Source organism: Pseudomonas sp. FW300-N2A2 (assembly GCF_017351735.1).
In the GTDB taxonomy this organism is placed as follows: domain Bacteria; phylum Pseudomonadota; class Gammaproteobacteria; order Pseudomonadales; family Pseudomonadaceae; genus Aquipseudomonas; species Aquipseudomonas migulae.
Map to the genome: position 1 here is coordinate 158,186 of NZ_JACNDU010000006.1, position 19,271 is coordinate 177,456.

12 protein-coding genes are annotated in these 19,271 nt (G+C 60.9%); 6 read left to right on the forward strand and 6 right to left on the reverse strand.

Features of this window, described 5'->3' with window-relative positions; all coding sequences use genetic code 11:
- The first annotated feature begins 109 nt into the window (after positions 1-109).
- Complete coding sequence (locus tag J4E42_RS11515) at positions 110-2,362, forward strand: TonB-dependent siderophore receptor (RefSeq protein ID WP_207285288.1); 2,253 nt, start codon at positions 110-112, stop codon at positions 2,360-2,362.
- A 250-nt stretch (positions 2,363-2,612) separates the two neighbouring features.
- On the forward strand, positions 2,613-5,138 hold the full coding sequence (locus J4E42_RS11520) for a sulfite reductase flavoprotein subunit alpha (RefSeq protein ID WP_207285289.1): 2,526 nt from the start codon (positions 2,613-2,615) through the stop codon (positions 5,136-5,138).
- Positions 5,139-5,218: 80 nt separating this feature from the next.
- Here J4E42_RS11520 and J4E42_RS11525 read toward each other — a convergent pair whose 3' ends face one another.
- Complete coding sequence (locus tag J4E42_RS11525; RefSeq protein WP_207285290.1) at positions 5,219-6,760, reverse strand: alkaline phosphatase; 1,542 nt, start codon at positions 6,758-6,760, stop codon at positions 5,219-5,221.
- Between the two features lie 400 nt (positions 6,761-7,160).
- Here J4E42_RS11525 and J4E42_RS11530 point away from each other — a divergent pair, with 400 nt between their 5' ends.
- Both J4E42_RS11530 and J4E42_RS11535 read left to right on the forward strand, forming a co-directional pair.
- Positions 7,161-8,495 (forward strand): S-type pyocin domain-containing protein, encoded by a 1,335-nt coding sequence (locus J4E42_RS11530; protein WP_207285321.1) that lies wholly within the window; start codon positions 7,161-7,163, stop codon positions 8,493-8,495.
- A complete protein-coding gene (locus J4E42_RS11535) occupies positions 8,492-8,743 on the forward strand; it encodes a bacteriocin immunity protein (protein ID WP_008024432.1) in 252 nt (83 codons plus the stop codon). The genes J4E42_RS11530 and J4E42_RS11535 overlap by 4 nt, the downstream gene beginning before the upstream one ends.
- Positions 8,744-8,964: 221 nt before the next feature.
- Here the strand turns inward: J4E42_RS11535 and J4E42_RS11540 are convergent, their stop codons facing one another.
- From J4E42_RS11540 to ptsP, 3 genes are read right to left on the reverse strand one after another with little or no spacing between them, the layout of a single operon-like run.
- Positions 8,965-10,704 carry a PTS fructose-like transporter subunit IIB gene (locus J4E42_RS11540; RefSeq protein WP_207285291.1) on the reverse strand — a complete coding sequence of 580 codons (1,740 nt, stop codon included), beginning with the start codon at positions 10,702-10,704 and terminating at the stop codon, positions 8,965-8,967.
- A gap of 11 nt (positions 10,705-10,715) precedes the next feature.
- Positions 10,716-11,657 carry a 1-phosphofructokinase gene (gene pfkB, locus J4E42_RS11545; RefSeq protein WP_207285292.1) on the reverse strand — a complete coding sequence of 314 codons (942 nt, stop codon included), beginning with the start codon at positions 11,655-11,657 and terminating at the stop codon, positions 10,716-10,718.
- Positions 11,657-14,518 carry a phosphoenolpyruvate--protein phosphotransferase gene (gene ptsP, locus J4E42_RS11550; RefSeq protein WP_207285293.1) on the reverse strand — a complete coding sequence of 954 codons (2,862 nt, stop codon included), beginning with the start codon at positions 14,516-14,518 and terminating at the stop codon, positions 11,657-11,659. The genes pfkB and ptsP overlap by 1 nt, the downstream gene beginning before the upstream one ends.
- A gap of 282 nt (positions 14,519-14,800) precedes the next feature.
- On the opposite strand from ptsP, the gene cra reads away from it, so the two are divergent.
- Positions 14,801-15,796, forward strand: a complete 996-nt coding sequence (gene cra, locus J4E42_RS11555; RefSeq protein WP_008036238.1) for a catabolite repressor/activator — start codon at positions 14,801-14,803, stop codon at positions 15,794-15,796.
- A 3-nt stretch (positions 15,797-15,799) separates the two neighbouring features.
- Positions 15,800-16,576, forward strand: a complete 777-nt coding sequence (locus tag J4E42_RS11560) for a TatD family hydrolase (RefSeq protein ID WP_207285294.1) — start codon at positions 15,800-15,802, stop codon at positions 16,574-16,576.
- Here J4E42_RS11560 and J4E42_RS11565 read toward each other — a convergent pair whose 3' ends face one another.
- Positions 16,577-16,966 carry a hypothetical protein gene (locus tag J4E42_RS11565; protein WP_192227700.1) on the reverse strand — a complete coding sequence of 130 codons (390 nt, stop codon included), beginning with the start codon at positions 16,964-16,966 and terminating at the stop codon, positions 16,577-16,579. It abuts the gene before it with no gap.
- Between the two features lie 236 nt (positions 16,967-17,202).
- Positions 17,203-19,233 (reverse strand): methyl-accepting chemotaxis protein, encoded by a 2,031-nt coding sequence (locus J4E42_RS11570; RefSeq protein WP_207285295.1) that lies wholly within the window; start codon positions 19,231-19,233, stop codon positions 17,203-17,205.
- Positions 19,234-19,271 lie beyond the last annotated feature (38 nt).

A 19,271-nucleotide genomic window follows, 5' to 3' on the forward strand; every position in this document is an offset into this window, starting at 1 on the left:
AAATTGTAAAGAATGTAAATTCAGTGCGAATAGAAACGTTTCGCAATTGATACATAGACGCGTCTACCCTATATTCCGCGGCCTCAAATCCTTGGGGAGGGGAATTCACATGTCACGCCAACAACCACAATTACCTGTCAATTCACCGCGTTTGCTCGCTTCTGCGATTGGCGTGGCAATCACCGCCGGCTCTGCGGGGCATATGGTTTTCGCGGCCGAAAAGACCGAAAAAGCGCCGAACAATGCGATTTCCCTGGACGCCACTGCCATCACCGGCGAAACACAGGACGATACCTCCTACAAGACCGATACCTCGGCCAACAAGAAATACACCGCACCGCTGCGTGAAACGCCGAAAAGTGTCACCGTGATTCCGCAGCAGGTGATCCGCGACACAGGCGCTACCAGCCTGGTCGACGCCTTGCGCACGACACCCGGCATCACCTTCGGTGCTGGCGAAGGCGGTAACCCGGCGGGCGACCGTCCGATCATTCGTGGCTTCAGCGCTGAAAGCGACACGTTCGTCGACGGCATGCGCGACCCGGCGTCCCAGAGCCGCGAAATCTTCAACGTTGAATCGATCGAAGTCAGCAAAGGCCCGGGGTCGGCCTACACCGGCGCCGGCTCCACCGGTGGCAGCCTGAACCTGGTGAGCAAGACCGCCAAACTGGGCAATTTCTACAATGGCGGCTTCACCTGGGGCTCGGATCAGACCAAGCGCACCACACTCGACCTGAACCAGCAGATGACCGACACCTCGGCCTTCCGCCTGAACCTGATGAAACACGAAGCCAATGTCGCCGGTCGTGACACCGTGGACGTCAGCCGCTGGGGTGTCGCGCCGACGTTCGCCTTCGGCCTGGGCACCGATACCCGCATGACCCTCGGTTACTACCACGTTGAAACCGACGACATGCCGGACTACGGCATTCCGCTGACCCTGAACCCGGCCCGCAGCAAGTACAACGTCGACAAACCGGTGCATGTCGACCGCGACAACTTCTACGGCGTCACCAGCCGCGACTTCCGCGAGACCACCAATGACAGCGGCACCTTCAAGATCGAGCACGATCTGAATGAAGACCTGACCGTGTCCAACAGCTTCCGCATGTCCCGTTCGACGCTGGACTACATCGTCACCAACCCGGACGACAGCAAGGGCAACGTCGCCAAGGGCAGTGTGTACCGTGGCGCCAAGAGCCGTAATTCGACGTCCAGCGGCTGGATCAACCAGACCGACCTGAGCGCCAAGTTCGACACTGGCACCATCGCACACAGCCTGGTCACCGGTATTGAGTTCTCTTATCAAGACACCCACAACCGCCCTTACAGCCTGACCGCCAACGGCACGACGTGCAACACTGCACTCTTCCGCTCCGGCGACTGCACCAGTCTGTACAACCCGACACCTGGGGATAACTGGAACGGCACGATTACCGACAGCGCCGCGTTCACCGACACCGACACCAAAACCGCTGCGGCCTACGTGTTCGACACGCTGAAGTTCAACGATCAATGGTCCCTGAACCTGGGCCTGCGTTATGACAACTACCAGGTGGAATCCAGCGGCCACGCCAACGCTAGCAGCACAGCGCCGGCGAACGACTTCTCCCGCGAGAACACCAGCGACCTGGTCAACTACCAGATCGGCGTGGTCTACAACCCGTTGCCTAACGGCAGCATCTACGCGGCCTACTCCACCTCCAGCAACCCGTCCGGTGAAACCAGCGGCAACGGTGGCCTGGATCTGGCGGCGAACAACACCGATCTGGACCCGGAAAAGAACCGCAACTACGAGATCGGCACCAAGTGGGACTTCTTCGGTGACGACCTGTCGCTGACCGCTGCACTGTTCCGCACCGAGAAAACCAACGCACGTATGAACGATCCGGATGGTGCCACCTCGCAAGTGCTGGATGGCGAGCAAACCGTCAACGGCCTCGAGCTGACGTACACCGGTAAGCTGACCCGCAACTGGAGAGTCTTCGGCGGCTACACCTACATGGAAAGCGAAGTGGTCAAAACCACCCTCGCCGCCGATGAAGGTAACCACATGCCGAGCACCCCGCGGAACAACTTCACCCTGTGGTCGACTTACGACGTGGTGCCGGACAAGCTTACCGTGGGTGCGGGTGCCACTTTTGTTGACTCGCAGTTCGGCAACATCGCCAACTCGGTGGAGATCCCGTCCTACTGGCGTTACGACGCGATGGCCAGCTACCGCCTGACCAAAAACGTCGACCTGCAACTCAACGTGCAGAACCTGACCGACAAGCGTTACTTCGACCAGATACTGCAGACCCACTACGCCCACGTAGCGGCCGGCCGTACCGCCCTGCTGAGCGCCAACTTCCACTTTTGACCACACCACAACCCTGTAGGAGCAAAGCTTGCTCGCGAAGACGTCGGCATAGACAGCATTTATGTTGCCTGACACACCGTCATCGCCAGCAAGCTGTGCCCCTACAGGTGTGCAGATGAAGGCTGGAATCAGGGAAAGGCCCCGTTCACGCAATTGAACGGGGCTTTTGTGTGTAAAAAAGAATGCTTCTCGACAGCCCACGGCATAATGCGCGCCGTGATGACAATTTCGAACGAACAAGGCGAGTGACGTGTTGAAGAAAACCCTGTTCCAGTTGCACTGGTTTTTCGGTATCAGTGCCGGGCTGGTCCTGGCCCTCATGGGCATCACCGGGGCGATAGTGTCGTTTGAGGATGAAATCCTGCGCGCACTCAACCCGTCGGTGTTGCAGGTCGAGAAACAGGTCGCCGGCGTGCTGCCGCCCGCTGAACTGGTGGAAAAAATCGAGGGTGCATCGGGCAAGAAAGTCTCGATGCTCTGGGTCGACACCGACAGCGGTAACGCCGCACGGGTGAACTTCACCCCGCCACCGGGTGAGCGTCGCGGGGAGATGCGCTACTTCGATCCGTACACCGCCGAGTTCATGGGCGACGCCACCGGCCAGGGTTTCTTCGACCTGATGCTGAAACTGCACCGCTTCCTCGCCATGGGCGATACCGGTCGGCAGATCACCGGCGCGTGCACACTGATTCTGCTGTTCTTCTGCCTGTCCGGCCTGTACCTGCGCTGGCCGCGTCAATGGAAAAGCTGGCGCGCCTGGCTGACCCTCGACTGGAAGAAAACAGGCCGCAGCTTCAACTGGGATTTGCACTCGGTGGCCGGCACCTGGTGCCTGGTGTTTTATCTGTTGGCAGCGCTGACCGGGTTGTCCTGGTCCTATGAGTGGTACAACAAGGGCCTGACCCGATTGCTGTCCGATGCGCCGCAGAATGAACGCGTTCGCAATCGTGGCCCGGCACCGGAAGGCCCGGCACCGACGGCCGATTACGCATCGATGTGGAGCAGCATTTACAGCGCTGCCGGCCCGGCATTGAGTGCGTACAACATTCGTATGCCGCCTGTGGCCGGGCAACCCGCGACGGTGTTCTACCTGTTGAACACCTCGCCCCACGACCGCGCGCTGAACCAGATCACCCTCGATCCGGCCACCGGCGTCGTCAAACGCCATGACCGCTACAGCGACAAAAGCTTCAAGGCGCAACTGCTGACGAGCATCTACGCGCTGCACGTCGGCAGTTACTTCGGGATTGTCGGGCGGATCGTCCTGACGCTCAGCGCACTGACCATGCCGCTGTTTTTCGTCACGGGCTGGTTGCTGTACCTCGATCGTCGACGCAAGAAAAAGCAGATCAAGGACGCCCGCAAAGGCCTCGAACAACCGGACAGCGATGCTCCGGCGTGGCTGATCGGCTTCGCCAGCCAAAGCGGGTTTGCCGAACAACTGGCGTGGCAGACCGCCGGCCAACTGCAGGCAGCAGGCCTGCCGGTAAAGGTTCAGCCACTGGCCAGCGTCAGCGAGCAAGACCTGCGTCATTCCAGCAACGCGCTGTTCGTGGTCAGCACCTTCGGCGACGGCGAAGCGCCGGACAGCGCCCGTGGTTTCGAACGCAAAGTGCTGGGCCGGGCATTGAGCCTGGAGAGCCTGAATTATGCGGTGCTTGGATTGGGTGACCGGCAGTATCAACACTTCTGTGGTTTCGCCCGACGCTTGCATGCCTGGCTCGGCGAGCACGGCGGCAAGCATTTGTTCGCGCCGGTGGAAGTCGACTGCGGCGACCCTTACGCCTTGCGTCACTGGCAGCAGCAACTTGGTCTACTGACCGGACAAGCGCCCGTGGACTCCTGGCAAGCGCCGAGCTACGACAACTGGACGCTGAGCCGCCGCGACGTGATGAACCCGGACAGCAGCGGCTCGCCCGTGTACCTGCTGGGTCTCAGCGCACCCACCACCAGCAGTTGGCTGGCCGGTGATCTGGTGGAAGTGTTGCCGCGTAATTGCCCGTGGGCGATCGAGCATTTCCTCGATGGCCTCGGGATCGACGGTCGCGCCTCGGTGATGCTCGATGGCCTGTCGCAAGCGCTGGAGCAAGCACTCGCGACTCGACAATTGCCCGAGAACCGCACGCACCTTGTCGGCTTGCACGCGCAAGCACTGGTGGATGCTTTGGTGCCGCTGGCCATGCGCGAATACTCCATCGCCTCGATTGCCGCCGACGGTGTGCTGGAACTGATCGTGCGCCAGGAACTGCACCCCAACGGCAGCCTGGGTATCGGCTCCGGATGGCTGACCGAACACGCCCCGGTGGGCAGCACCATCAGCCTGCGGGTGCGCCGCAACAGCGGTTTCCATCTGCCGGTCGAACCGCTGCCGATGATCCTGCTGGGCAACGGCACCGGCCTGGCCGGGCTGCGCAGTTTGCTCAAGGCGCGGATCGCCGATGGGCAGCAACGTCACTGGCTGTTGTTTGGCGAACGCAATCGCGAGCACGACTACCTGTGCCGCGACGAACTTGAAGACTGGTTGATTTCAGGGGATATCGAGCGTCTGGACCTGGCGTTTTCGCGGGATCAGGCCGAGAAGATCTACGTGCAGGATCGCCTGCGTGAATCCGCCGGTTTGCTCAAGCAATGGCTGGATGACGGTGCCGTCATTTACATCTGCGGCAGCTTGCAGGGAATGGCTTCAGGGGTGGATCAAGTGCTCAACGAAGTGCTCGGGGTTGAAGCAGTCGAACGCTTGATCGAGCAAGGCCGCTACCGCCGCGACGTCTACTGACCCCCTCCCCCCTGTAGGAGCCAGCTTGCTGGCGATGGCGATATCAAAACCGCCATCGCCAGCAAGCTGGCTCCTACAGGTCATTGTGGCTGCAACTTCTGCTCAAACACACTGCCCCCATCCAGATCCCGCAACACCACACTCATCTCCCCCGTCGCCCCCTCAATATTCACCTCGCCAAAAAACTGAAACCCGGCAAACGGCGACATGTTCTGCGCCGACGGTGCTTTCTCGAACACAACCTCTGGCCCGAAGGTTTTATCCAGCGGATTAGGCCCGAAGCTCCCCGCGTTCAACGGCCCGGCAACAAACTCCCAGAACGGTTCGAAATCCTGAAACGCGGCACGATCCGGATGGTAGTGATGCGCCGCGCAGTAATGCACATCCGCCGTCAGGAACAGGAAATTGCGCACCTGTTGCGCCCGCAGAAAACCAAGCAGTTCGGCGATTTCCAGCTCACGCCCCTGGGCCGCGCCCGGATCACCGTTGGCCACCGCTTCCCAGCGCGCCACACCGGGGCTGACTTCACCGTCAGGCACACCGAGGCCGATCGGCATGTCGGCGGCAATGACTTTCCACTGCGCGCTGGAGGCTTTCAATTCACGCTTGAGCCAGTCCAGCTGTTCACGCCCGAGAAAGGGTTTGGCTGCACCGAGGTTGTCATCATTGGCCTCGCGATAACTGCGCATGTCGAGCACAAACACATCCAGCATCGGCCCATAACCGAGCTTGCGATAGATCCGCCCGCCGTTATCCGCGCTCTGCAACCGCATAGGCGCATATTCCAGCCACGCCTGACGTGCGCGGCCTACCAGGCTGTGGATATCCTTGCTCTGGTAACGCTCATCCAGTTGCTTGCCCGGCGACCAGTTGTTGACCACTTCGTGGTCGTCCCACTGCCAGATCTGCGGCACTTCGGCGTTGAAGCGACGGACGTTTTCGTCCATCAGGTTGTAGCGGTAATTGCCGCGATACTCGTCGAGGGTTTCGGCGACTTTGCTCTTGGCGTCGCTGGTGATGTTGCGCCACACGCGACCACTTTCAGTCACAAGCTGTGCCGGCACCGGGCCGTCGGCGTAGATGGTGTCGCCGCTGTGGATAAAGAAGTCCGGCAGGCGCAAACGCATGGCTTCGTAGATGCGCATGCCACCGATGTCCGGGTTGATGCCGAAGCCCTGGCCAACGGTATCGCCGCTCCAGACGAAACGGATGTCGCGCCGGGTTTGCGGCACGCTGCGCAAGTGGCCAAACCAGGGTTCGCTGGTGACACCGCTCTGGGCGTCTTCGAAATGCACGCGATAGAAAATCGCCTGGTCGGCGGGCAGACCGGTGAGCTCGACCCGCGCGGTGAAATCGCTGCGGGCATCAGCCAGCGGCGAAACAAAACGCCGAGGGTTGGCGAACAGGCTACGCGTGTCCCATTCCACCACCATCCGCGCCGCACGATCGCTGCGGCTCCAGACCATCGCCCGGTCGCCCAGCACGTCGCCGGACTGCACGCCATCGGTGAGTTGCGGCCGATCCTTGACCGAGGCAATCACCGCCGGCGCAAGACCGGGAAGCAGAATCCCGGCGCCGACTGCTTGCATGACACGACGGCGACCGAGGTTGAATTCGCTCATGGTGTTCTCCCTGAAAAAGGAAAACTAAAGCATGGCTGTGTGACCCGGGCGTGACACAAAACCTGCCAACGTCGCAGATCCCCTGTGGGGGCGGGCTTGCCCTCGACTACGGGTTAACCATCACCATTTTCATTGAATCTTAAACCGTCATCGCGAGCAGGCTCGCTCCCACAATGACCGCGTCCGTCCGGGCAACTCGGTCACCTGTGGGAGCGAGCCTGCTCGCGATGAACGATAACGCGGTCTTACCGACTCGCCCCTCATCTGCAACACCATGAAATAGGAAATTTCAGCGCCGCTTTTAGGAAACGTCCTAACGCCTACGCCTGAGCGTCCCGGATAGGGTTGAGGCAAACCCGGCTACACGCCGGGATTGTCCAAGGACGAAAAAGAAGCGCTGATGAAAAAGCTCGGTTTCCCGGAATCCCCGGACTATCTGCCCGCCCCAAGACAACTCCCCACGACGGAGGAAGTGCAAGCCTTCCAGGATGCTGGCGCAGCGGTATCCGCCAAGAACGAACGGCATGAACTGGAGGCCAATGCCCGTTGGGAGGCCCGTCGAAAAACACGACAAAACGCTCTCGACACAACGCCCGATTCGCACTTCAAAGGTTGCGTGTTCGCCAAAAGCTGCAACCTCCCGGACGGTGTCATCAATCACAACAACCACGCCGGTTATGTCCCAGTCGAGAAACTGGCTGACTACGGGTTGTGGGCGGTACTGGGCACCGGCGCGGCGATTACCGCCGAAGGCACACCGCTGAAATGGGTGGCCGGCTCGTCGACGGGCAACGCCTTGGCCCAACGTCTCGGTGGTTCGCTCGCCCTATCGCTGACGGGTTCAGTGGTGGCGACCGGGGCAGCCGTCGGGACAGTGGCGCTGCTAATGCCCAACACCCGCCTTTCGCTCGACAGCGCCTTCTACAAAAACGAGCAATACGCAGCACTGGAGGCGGGACGCACCCGTGTACGCGTCAACGTAAAGGTCTTGCCGGACAACGCCATCAGCGCTTACGGCTTCTACACCGGCGGAAAAAAAGACTGGGAGTTTGTCCCCGTCATCAAGGCCCGAAAGGACGGCGAGCAGTTCATCGCAGACCTCGGCAACGGCATCGGCCTGACCTGGACACCCGTCGCCAATCCTGACGACGCCCCAACAGTCCCCGCCCTGGAAGGCGCTCCACCGCTGCCGACGATATGGGTGTACCCGCCCACGGAGCAGGCCGACAAGATACTGGAGAACCCGGAGCATCCTCCCGAGTACCAGGATGCAATTATCTGGTTCCCGGCGGATGCGGGGCTTGAGCCGATCTACATTGTGCTCAATGCACGGTATGAGTCGGGAGGAGTGACGGGAGTAGGTGAAGATGTTTCGGGTATTTGGCTGGCAGGGGCTGGTGCGGGACTAGGAGCTCCAATTCCAACGCGGATTGCGGATGTGCTTCGGGGGCAAAAATTCAGAGACTTTGATGCATTCAGGAAGGCGTTTTGGACTGCTGTGGGAAATGATGCCGAGCTACTTGGCCAGTTCAAGGCCAGCAATCAAAGTTTCGTTCTGGGTGGCAACTCCCCGTTTGCCCCCAAGACCGGGCGTAACGGCGGAAACGCTCGTTATGAATTGCATCACATTGAACAGATCCAGCATGGAGGTGCTGTTTTCGATATTGATAACCTTCGCGTAATGACACCCAAACAACACGCAACAACCCACAAGGAAGACCGGCAGAAACCATGAAAAACAAAATCGGTGAATACACAGAGAGCGAGTTCGTGGCTTTGCTTCAGAGCATCATCAGCCACGACGGAACGGAAAAAGAGATTGACACGTTGGTGTTCCACTTTGAAAAAATCAGTGAACATCCATCAGGGTCAGATCTGATTTTTTACCCGGAAGACGGCGCTGACGACTCGGCAGAAGGTATCACTCGCACACTCAAGGAATGGCGTGCCACTCAAGGTTTGCCGGGGTTCAAGGAGAAATGAGGCATGACTCCGAAAACAAACCAGCCCCACTGTGGGAGCGAGAGCGGTTTAGCACTCAGGAACTATGTTGGCTGGGAAACTGCTATCGCGAGCAAGCTTGCTCCTACAGGTCCGTGTCGTTCACGCGTTTTGTGATCGACTCACACCTGTAGGAGCCGGCTTGCCGGCGATGACAATTTCAATACCGCCATCGCCAGCAAGCTGGCTCCTACAAGGGTGGATTATGCGTTGACGGGTTCTATTGCCAACTCGACAACCTCAGGTCGCTTGACCACCGCATACACCACCGCCGTCAGCAAACTCCCCGCGACAATCGCCAGCAAATACAACAAGGCATGGTTGATCGCATTCGGGATCGCCAACACGAACAATCCACCGTGCGGCGCCATCAGTTTGCAGCCGAAATACATCGACAGCGCACCGGTCAGCGCGCCACCGGCAATGCTTGCCGGGATCACCCGCAGCGGGTCTTTGGCGGCAAACGGAATCGCGCCTTCGGAGATGAAACACAGCCCCAGCACCAACGCCGCTTTACCGGCCTCGCGTTCAGTCTGGGCGAACTTGCGCCGGGCAATGAAGGTGGCAATGCCCAGGCCAATCGGCGGCACCATCCCGGCGGCCATGGTCGCGGCCATCGGCGCATAACTCTGGGACGCCAATAGCCCCACCGAGAAGGCATAAGCGGCCTTGTTGATCGGCCCGCCCAGGTCGACGCACATCATCCCGCCCAACAACACGCCGAGCAGAATCGCGTTGGTGGTGCCCATGCTGTCGAGGAAATGCGTGAGCCCGGTGAGCATCCCGGCCACCGGTTTGCCAACCACGTAGATCATCACCAACCCGGTGAACAGACTCGCCAGCAACGGGATGATCAGGATCGGTTTCAACGCTTCAAGGCTTTGCGGCAAACGCGCGTAACGGTTGATCGCCTGCGCCGCGTAACCGGCGATGAAACCGGCAATGATCCCGCCGATGAAACCGGCACCCAACGTGCTCGCCAGCAAGCCGCCAATCATCCCCGGCGCCAGGCCCGGGCGGTCGGCAATCGAGTAGGCGATGTAGCCCGCCAGCAGCGGCACCATCAGCTTGAACGCGGTCTCGCCGCCGATCTGCATCAGCGCAGCGGCGAGTGTGCCTTCTTCCTTGAACGCAGTGATGCCGAAGACGAACGACAAGGCAATCATCAGACCGCCCGCCACCACCATCGGCAGCATGAACGACACGCCGGTCAGCAGGTGTTTGTAGATGCCGGTCTTCTCTTGTTTGGCCGGGCCTTTAGCGCCGGTCGCGGCGCTTTCCTGCTTGCCTTCGGCCAGGGCTTTATTCAGCGTCGCTTCGGCTTGCTTCAAGGCGATGCCCGTGCCGCAACGGTAGATTTTCTTGCCGGCAAAACGCTCGGTCGCGACTTCGATATCGCAGGCCAGCAGCACCACATCCGCATCGGCAATCGCTGCCGCGCTCAACGGATTGCGCGCACCGACCGAGCCCTGGGTTTCGATTTGCAGGTCATAGCCCAATCGCTTGGCCGCTTGCTGCAAGGCTTCAGCGGCCATGAAAGTATGAGCAACGCCGGTCGGACACGCGGTGATCGCGACCAGGCGCGGAGCGCTTTTGGTAACGGCTGCAGGTTCGACGGTGACTTCGGCTGCGGCGTAAACTTCAGCTTCTTCGGCACCGCGTCGCAGCACCGCTTCGACATCTTGCAGGGCGTGTGCCGGAGTGCTTTGGAACACACGCTTGCCGACGAATCGCGACATATCCACCGGCGCGCTGGTGACCAGCAACACCCACTCGGCGGCCTCGATCGTAGCCGCCGACAACTGGCGTTCCGGGTGCGCCACATCCACCACTTCGACACTGGTGCTCCAGCCCTGACGCTGCGCCGCGGCATCGAGCAAACGGGCGCACAGCACGCTGGTGACCATGCCGTTGGGGCAAGCCGTAACGATGGCTAACTTCATGACAAACCCTCTTATTGTTCTGTCAGGGGGCGCACGCGCACACCCTGTTCGAGCCGCGCCAACTGCGCCGCATCGCCGATACCGAAACCGATCTGCGTGACCGCCATCGCCGCAATCGCCGTAGCGGTGCGCAGGGTCTGTTCCGGCGTATCGGGCTTGAGCAAACCGTGAAGCATGCCGGCCAGCAACGAATCCCCTGCGCCCACGGTGCTGGCGACGCTGACCTTGGGCGGCGTGGCGTGCAGCGCCGAACCGACACTGAACCAGTTCACACCGTCGGCGCCGTGGGAAATCACCACGTGCTCGATGCCTTGGGCATGCAAACGGCTCGCTGCTTCGGCTTGAGCCGCAACCGAAACCACCTCGCAGCCGAGCACTTCGGCCAGCTCTTCGGTGTTCGGTTTGATCAGCCACGGACCGGCCTTGAGCGCCGCCCGCAATGCTTCGCCACTGGTATCGAGCGCGACGTTCAAGCCGAGGTTTTTCAAGCGCAGTACCAATGCCTGCAACCATTCAGGACTGACGCCTTGGGGCAGACTGCCGGCCACGACCACCGCGTCATGCCCCGGGGCAATCTGATCCAGTCGATCAAGCAACGCCTGCTGCGCCGCTTCACTGACCTTGGGTCCGGGACCGTTGATGTCGGTGATGCGCCCGTCGCTTTCCGCCAGTTTGAGGTTGCTGCGGGTCTCACCGGGAACGCGGATAAACGCGTCGACAAAACCGCGTTTGGCGAACAGGGTTTCGAACGCCTGAAGGTTGTCCTCGCCGAGAAAGCCGCTGACGGTGAGCGAATGCCCGAGGTCTGCCAGCACCTGCGCCACGTTCACGCCTTTACCGGCGGCGTGGGTGTGCATCTCGTCGCTGCGATTGACCTGGCCGGGCTCAAGGCGCGGCAACTGCACCGTCAGGTCCAGCGCCGGGTTGAGTGTCAGGGTCAGGATCTTGGCCATTACAGGGCCTCCACTAATGCGCGCACTTCATTGGCGCTGCCCACGGCCAGCGCCTGCTGGGCAAGGGTTTGAGTCTGGGTCAGGCTGAGTTCGCGGATGCGCGCCTTGACCTCGGCAATGCTGCGGCCCGACACGCTCAACTCGTCTACACCGAGGCCGACCAGCACCGGCACCGCCAGCGGATCGGCCGCCAGTTCGCCGCACACACCGACCCATTTGCCATGGGCATGGGCCGCGCGCACGGTGATGTCGATCAGTTGCAGCACCGCCGGGTGCAAGCCGTCAGCCTGGGCCGACAAAGTCGGATGGCCACGGTCGATGGCGAGGGTGTATTGGGTGAGGTCGTTGGTGCCGACGCTGAAGAAATCGACCTCTTTGGCCAGCACCGGCGCCAGCAGTGCGGCCGATGGCACTTCGATCATGATCCCCAGTTGCAGGTCCGCCACAGGGATTTCCAGGCGCAGGCGCTCGGTCATGTCCCGCGCCTGACGCCACTCGTCAACGCTGCCGACCATCGGGAACATGATGCGCAGCGGGCGGTTGTCAGCGGCCCGCAGCAACGCGCGCAATTGCGCTTCCATGATGTGCGGACGCTGCAAGGTCAGGCGAATGCCACGCACGCCGAGGAACGGGTTTTCTTCTTTCGCAATCGGCCAATACGGCAGCGGCTTGTCGCCGCCAACGTCGAGGGTGCGCACCACCAGTGGCCGACCGGCGAGGCCATCGAGCACGCGGCGGTATTCGACTTCCTGAGTCGCTTCGTCCGGCGCCTGCGAGTGGGCCATGAAAATCAGTTCGGTGCGCAGCAGGCCAATGCCTTCGGCGCCCTGCTCCACTGCGCTGGTGACGCCCGCGCTTTCACCGATGTTGGCGAACACTTCGACCGCATGGCCGTCTGTGGTCAGCGCCGGTTGATGACGTTGTTCGGCCGCCGCTTTCAAGCGTTGCTCGCGGGTATCGCGCTCCTCGGTGGCGCGCTGCAAGGTCGCCGCGTCGGCGTCCACGTGCAGGCGACCGCGTTGGCCATCGAGCAGCAACGGCGTGCCCGGCGCCAGCAGCAACACCGCTGCTCCTGCGCCGACCAATGCCGGAATGCCCAGCGCACGGGCGACGATGGCACTGTGCGCGGTGGCGCCGCCACGGGCGGTGAGAATGCCGGCGACTCGGGTCGGATCGAGACGTGCGACGTCGGAAGGACCGACTTCGTCCATCACCAGAATGTACGGTTGATCAGGTTCGCTCGGGGTTTCGACGCCACTCAGTTGCGCCAACACGCGACGGCCGATATCGCGCAAGTCCGCCGCACGCTCGGCAAGCAATGCGTCCTGCAGCGATTCCTGTTGTTTCGCCGCCGCTTCGATCACCGCCATCCACGCCGCTTCGGCGCTTTCGCCCTGCTTGAGGCGCGTCTCGACTTCATCGGTCAGTTCCGGGTCGTCGAGCATTTCCTGGTGGGTGATGAAGATTTCGCGAATGGCTTTGGATTTGCTGCGCTCGATCAAGCCTTCGATGTCGCGACGCACGTGCGCCAGCGCTTGTTTGAGACGCTCGCGTTCAATGGCGGCGGACTCACCGCGCAGCGGGTATTCGATGGTTTGCAGCACTTGAATATGCGCCGGACCGATGGCGATGCCCGGTGCGGCGGGGATGGCCTGAACCAGGCTGCCGGACGCCGGGGCGAACAGCACTTCGGCCACCTCGGTGATCACTTCGCGCTGCGGGCTCACGGCAGGCAAAGGCTCGACTTCTTCACCCAGCCCCTCTTCGATTGCCGCCAACAACGCTGGCAAGGCATCTGCGGCGATGCTCGGCTCGGCGATGAATTCCAGCACCTGACCGCGACGGGCGCCGAGGCTGAGCAGTTTGCTCAAGCTTTTCACCGACACCGCGCTGTCTTGGCCATCGACGATGCGCACACGAATTTCGCCTTCAAAACTCTTCGCCAGTTGCGCGAGGATCTTCGCCGGGCGCGCATGCAAACCGTGGGCATTGGCCAGCGCAATACGTGCGCTCGGCCAGTCCGCCGGCAGTTCACCGCCGAGCACTTCGAGGACTTTTCGGCTGCTGGTGGCGCGTCCCAGTTCATGGCCACGGCCTTCGATCAGCAACGCACAAAGGCGTTCGAGCAACGCCTGGTGCGCCTCGCCCAAGCTGGCCAGACAGAACAGACCGCTGAGCGGCTGGCCGAGGTAGCGCATCGGTTTGTCCGGCGTGACAAACGCCAGGCCCGGACGCTTCACCGTTTGCTCGCTGTGCAACCACCACAAACCGTCGCCTAGCGGCAACGCGTCGACTTGCTGCAAAACCGCAGAAAAACCATTGCTCACACAATCCGCCTGACGTAGCAAACGGGCACCGCGCCAGACCAGTTCTTCGAAGTCATCGGCCGACACCCCGAGACCGATCATCTGCGCATCCAGCGCCAGTTCCTGCGGCGCGCCTTGCAGCAGTTTCAGCAACGCTTCGGCAGAACTGGCGCGACGCAGGGCCTGGCCCAGATCGGTTTCGCCAAGGGCGCGGGTCAGCAATTGCAACAGGCGCAAATGTTCATCGGATTTGGCCGCAATGCCGATCGCCAGGTAGACGATCTGACCATCGCCCCAATCCACGCCTTCGGGAAACTGCATCAGCCGCACGCCAGTGGAAAACACCTGATCGCGGGTTTGCGGCGTACCGTGGGGGATGGCAATACCTTGACCGAGAAAGGTCGAGCCCTGGGCTTCGCGCGCCTGCAAACCGGCGAGATAACCTTCGGCGACCAGGCCGTCGTTGACCAGATGCTGCGCCAACAAATGCAGTGCTGCGGACTTGTCCACGGCCGACTGGCCCATGGAAATCTGCTCTAGAGTGAGCTCGAGCATGCTTTCTCCTTTTTGGCACCTTGAGGTGCCAGGTATTGTTTTGAATGAGTCAGCTTAGGCGCTTAATCATCACTTTTGGCGGTTTCGCGGCAGAACCGGCCAAATGCACCTGATGCGTAGAAAATACGCTTGCTGAAACGTTTAATCTAGAATGATTGGCACGTTACTCGATAATGTCCCATCCTTGAAGTCCAACTTGTCGGATATGTTGCGACAATAGTCCCCTGCCTGAATCGGGTAGGATTGGCGAAAGTATCGGCCGAAAAACAAGGAAATCCCGAGTTGAAACTCAGTGATATCGCCCAACTGGCCGGTGTGTCCGTGACCACCGCCAGTTATGTCATCAACGGCAAGGCGGAACAGCAACGCATCAGCAGTGCCACCGTCGAGCGCGTGCGCGCGGTTGTTGAAGAACATGGCTTCACGCCCAATCCGCAAGCGGCCGGGCTGCGCAGTCGGCACACCCGCACGCTGGGTTTCATTCTGCCGGACCTGGAAAACCCCAGTTACGCACGTATCGCCAAGCTGCTGGAGCAAGGTGCCCGGGCCCGCGGTTATCAGTTGCTGATCGCCAGTTCCGACGATGCGCCGGACAGCGAACGGCAACTGCTGCAACTGTTCCGCGCCCGGCGCTGCGACGCGTTGATCGTCGCCAGTTGCCTGCCGTCCGGCGACGACAGTTACCGCCAGTTGCAAGCCAAAGGTATTCCGATCATCGCCATCGACCGGGTCATGGAGCCCGAGCATTTCTGCTCGGTGATCAGTGATGATCGTGAAGCCAGCCTGCAACTGACGCGCAGCCTGCTCGATCCGTTGCCCAAGCAGATCGCCCTGATCGGCGCGCGCCCCGAACTGAGCATCAGTCAGGAACGGGCCGCCGGTTTCAAGGAAGCGCTGGCCGGGTTCAAAGGCGAGATCCTCATCGAACACGGCGAATCGTTCAGTCGTGAGTACGGCAAGCAACTGATGGAAGAAATGCTTCAGCGCCTGGGGCATTTGCCGGACGCGCTGGTGACCACTTCCTACGTGCTGCTCCAGGGTGTGTTCGACGCCTTGCACGACTTCCCGTTGAAAAACCGTCCGCTGCGCCTCGGCACATTCGGCGACACGCAGTTGCTGGACTTTCTGCCGCTGCCGGTCAACGCCATGGCCCAGCAACACCAGTTGATCGCCGACAAAGCACTGGAACTGGCCCTCGCCGCCATCGAGCAGTCCGATTACCAGCCCGGTGTGCAAGCCATTGCGCGGACCTTCAAGCAGCGTATTCGCCAGGACTGAACCGTGGAGCTGATCGACAGCCACACTCATCTGGATTTTCCGGACTTTGACGAGGATCGTCAGGCGCTGCTCGCCGAGAGCCGCGCCCTCGGCGTGCGGCGGATGGTGGTGCTGGGGGTTTATCAGGCCAATTGGCAGCGGGTCTGGGATCTGGTGCAAAGCGATCCCGATCTGCACGCGGCGTTCGGTTTGCACCCGGTGTATCTGGACGAGCATCGGCCTGAGGACCTACGCGAACTCGCCGAGTGGCTGACCCGCCTGGCCGGTCACCGACAGCTGTGCGCGGTGGGCGAGATTGGCCTGGATTACTTCATCGAAACCCTCGACCGCGAACGCCAGCAGACATTGTTCGACGCGCAACTGCAACTGGCGGCGGACTTCAATCTGCCAGCGCTGATTCACGTGCGACGCAGTCATGCAGCGGTGATTGCCACGCTCAAGCGCTTCAAGTTGAAACGCGCGGGGATTATTCACGCCTTCGCCGGCAGCAAGGAAGAAGCCCGCGAGTACATCAGGCTCGGCTTCAAACTGGGCCTGGGTGGCGCGGCGACCTGGCCGCAGGCGTTGCGCATGCACAGGGTGCTTGCAGAGTTGCCGTTGGAGTCTGTGGTGCTGGAAACCGACTCACCGGACATGGCCCCCGCCATGTTTCCCGGTCAACGCAACAGCCCGGCGCATTTGCCGGCGATCTGCTCGGCGCTGGCCGCGATCATGGCAATCAGCCCTGAACGGCTGGCGGCTGTCAGCACAGCCAATGCGTGTGAGTTGTTCAACTGGTAATCAGTCGGCGTGAGCCTTGGCCGCTTCCAGAATCAGCGTCATGTGTTGCCGGTGCCGGGCGAACCGGATAACCGCGAAGTAGACCAGAATCGCGATCAACGAAAAATTCAGCTGCTCGACCACGCTGAGCATCCCCACCCATTCCATCACCAATGCCACCAGCAACGCGGTGCAGACCATCACCAACGTACTCGCACGTAGCATCGCAAGCGAGTCGAGGGATTTGATGCGCCTGATCTGTTTCGGGTCGCTCAGTTGCAAGGCTTTGTGACAGTGGGAACAGGCGAAGGCTTCATGGATGGCAATGGCGTTGAGTTGCCAGGGTTCGAGCAGGAGTGTGCATCCGCAATGAGCACAATGGCCCTGGATTCCAGTTGTAGCGAAGGACATAACCGAGCCTCCTCAGAGTAGGTCAGGGTTGTGGATCATCCCTCATTGAAGACCAAAAACCAGACTCTGGAGGGAAATCGGATACCGCCTACTTGTGGAAGAAACAAGTACTACAGACAACGCACAAAACTGTAGGAGCAAGCTTGCTCGCGATAGCGGTCTGGTAAACACCCTGTAGGGTGAATGTACCTACGCCATCGCGAGCAGGCTCACTCCTACAGGGGTTATGCGGTTCTTCAAACCCGGAACGCGCTGATCAACTGCTTGAGCTCCACCACCTGCGCCGACAACGCCCGGCTGGCGTCCTCGGTCTGGTGCGCACCTTCGGCGGTGCGTTCGCCAGCCCGGTTGATCTCGACGATGTTCTGGTCAATGTCGTGAGCCACGGCGGTCTGCTGCTCTACGGCGGCGGCAATCTGCTGGTTCTGATCGACGATCATGCCGACAGCGCCAAGGATGTTTTCCAGCGCCTGCTGGACCTTTTCCGACTGCCCTACCGTGCCGTTGGCCATTTGATGACTGGTGCCCATGGCCTTCACCGCGGCGCCGACACCGCTGTGCAGTTTGGCGATCATCTGTTCGATTTCTTCGGTCGATTGCTGGGTGCGTTTGGCCAGGGTCCGGACCTCGTCCGCCACCACCGCAAAACCACGCCCCTGCTCGCCGGCCCTCGCGGCTTCGATAGCGGCGTTGAGCGCCAGCAGGTTGGTCTGTTCGGCGATGCTTTTGATCACTTCCAGCACACGGCTGATGGACTGGCTGTCGCTGGCCAGTTGATTGATCACCAGCACCGACTGATCGATCTCGCTGGCCAGCGCAGCGATGCTGCCCTGCTGAGACTCCACCAACCCGCGACCGCTGATGGTTTCGTCATTGACGCTGTGGGCGCTGCTGACCGCCGCGGCGGCGCTGCGGGCCACCTCCAGTGAGGTGGCCGACATTTGGTTCATCGCCGTGGCGACTTGCTCGATCTGCGTGCGTTGCCCCGCGACAGCCTGGTTGCTCTGGGCGGACACGTTCTCGACCTGACCGGCCTGACGCTCGACTTCCCCGACCGTTTGACCGACACGCTCGATCAAGTCATGGATTTTCTTCACCGTGCCGTTGAACACCTCGCCCAACTCGCCCAGCTCATCACGGCTGTTGGCGTTGAAAGTCACGGTCATGTCGCCGGCCGCGACCTTGTCCATCATCGCGCCAAGGCGCTTGAGGGTGGTGCGGGTCGAGGCGTAGAAGCCGCCGTAGAGATAAAAAATCAGCACAAACACCACCGACAGCGCCACGGCCTGCAAGACCATGTGCGTGCGGTTCTGGCTCAGTCGTTGTTGCAATTGGGTGTCGAGGAATTTCAGGGTGGCTTCGTTGAGTTGGTAAGTCTGGTCCATCAGGCCGCTGACCTGATCGTAGAAGGCCAGCCACGGCGCATCGAGGGTGTCGGCCATCACCACCTGCTCTTCGAACAGTTCACTGGCCTTTTTCAGCGACGCCTTGCTGCTCTCGGCCTGCGCCGCCAGGGTTTCACGTGCCGCCTTGCTCGACCCCAGCGCATCCTGCAACTTCAGACCGTACTCGGCTTGCAGCTTTTCAATCTGCACCAGCAATTCATCGAAGCGGGTGCTCGAAGAGGAATTGAGAAACCCTTGACCCAGCGAGTAGGAACCCATGGCGCGACCATCGCCCAACGTCTGGGTGACGGGCGGCGTGACATTGGTGATGAGTTCGGTGAGCTGACGCATGTCGCTCTGATTGTCACGGCTCAAACCCGCCTGGCTGGCGATGATCTGGCTGAAAATCTGTGCATTGCCGAGCAACTTGCCGATCAGCGCACTTTTACTTTGCAGGGAGTTTTCCGTTTGCTGGGCCTTGAACGCGGTGATCATTTCGTCGCGTTTGCCATCGAAAACGGTGACCAGTTCCGGATCGGTGGTCATCGCTGTCAGCCCTTGCAGGCGGGCCAGAACGTTTTGTTCCAGGGATGTGATCTGGGATTCGAGATTACCGGCCTTGCCGGACTGGCCAAGGATGACGTTGATCTGCACCAGGTTGTTCAGGGTTTCCAGGTCGCGTCGAAGCGACAGGCTGCTGCCCAGCAGGTCGAGGCTCTGCAGTTCCACCCGGGTGCCCTGGAATTCGCGATAGGAATCACGCACCAGATAAAAGTTGGTCACCAGCATGGGCACCAGGAACAGAACGCTGATCAGGCTGAACTTCATGCCGAAGCTCAGGCGATTCATTAGCGCGACGGCGGGATAGAGCAAGCTCTTCACTGGAAGTCTCCCTTGGGTTTCTTATTTTTATTGGCAGG

What these genes read in the sequence shown, in the direction of transcription:
- J4E42_RS11515 (WP_207285288.1), top strand. Translation starts at nt 110, where the DNA reads ATGTCACGCCAACAACCACAATTACCTGTCAATTCACCGCGTTTGCTC.
- J4E42_RS11525 (WP_207285290.1), bottom strand. Translation starts at nt 6,760, where the DNA reads ATGAGCGAATTCAACCTCGGTCGCCGTCGTGTCATGCAAGCAGTCGGC.
- J4E42_RS11530 (WP_207285321.1), top strand. Translation starts at nt 7,161, where the DNA reads ATGAAAAAGCTCGGTTTCCCGGAATCCCCGGACTATCTGCCCGCCCCA.
- J4E42_RS11535 (WP_008024432.1), top strand. Translation starts at nt 8,492, where the DNA reads ATGAAAAACAAAATCGGTGAATACACAGAGAGCGAGTTCGTGGCTTTG.
- J4E42_RS11540 (WP_207285291.1), bottom strand. Translation starts at nt 10,704, where the DNA reads ATGAAGTTAGCCATCGTTACGGCTTGCCCCAACGGCATGGTCACCAGC.
- pfkB (WP_207285292.1), bottom strand. Translation starts at nt 11,657, where the DNA reads ATGGCCAAGATCCTGACCCTGACACTCAACCCGGCGCTGGACCTGACG.
- ptsP (WP_207285293.1), bottom strand. Translation starts at nt 14,518, where the DNA reads ATGCTCGAGCTCACTCTAGAGCAGATTTCCATGGGCCAGTCGGCCGTG.
- J4E42_RS11565 (WP_192227700.1), bottom strand. Translation starts at nt 16,966, where the DNA reads ATGTCCTTCGCTACAACTGGAATCCAGGGCCATTGTGCTCATTGCGGA.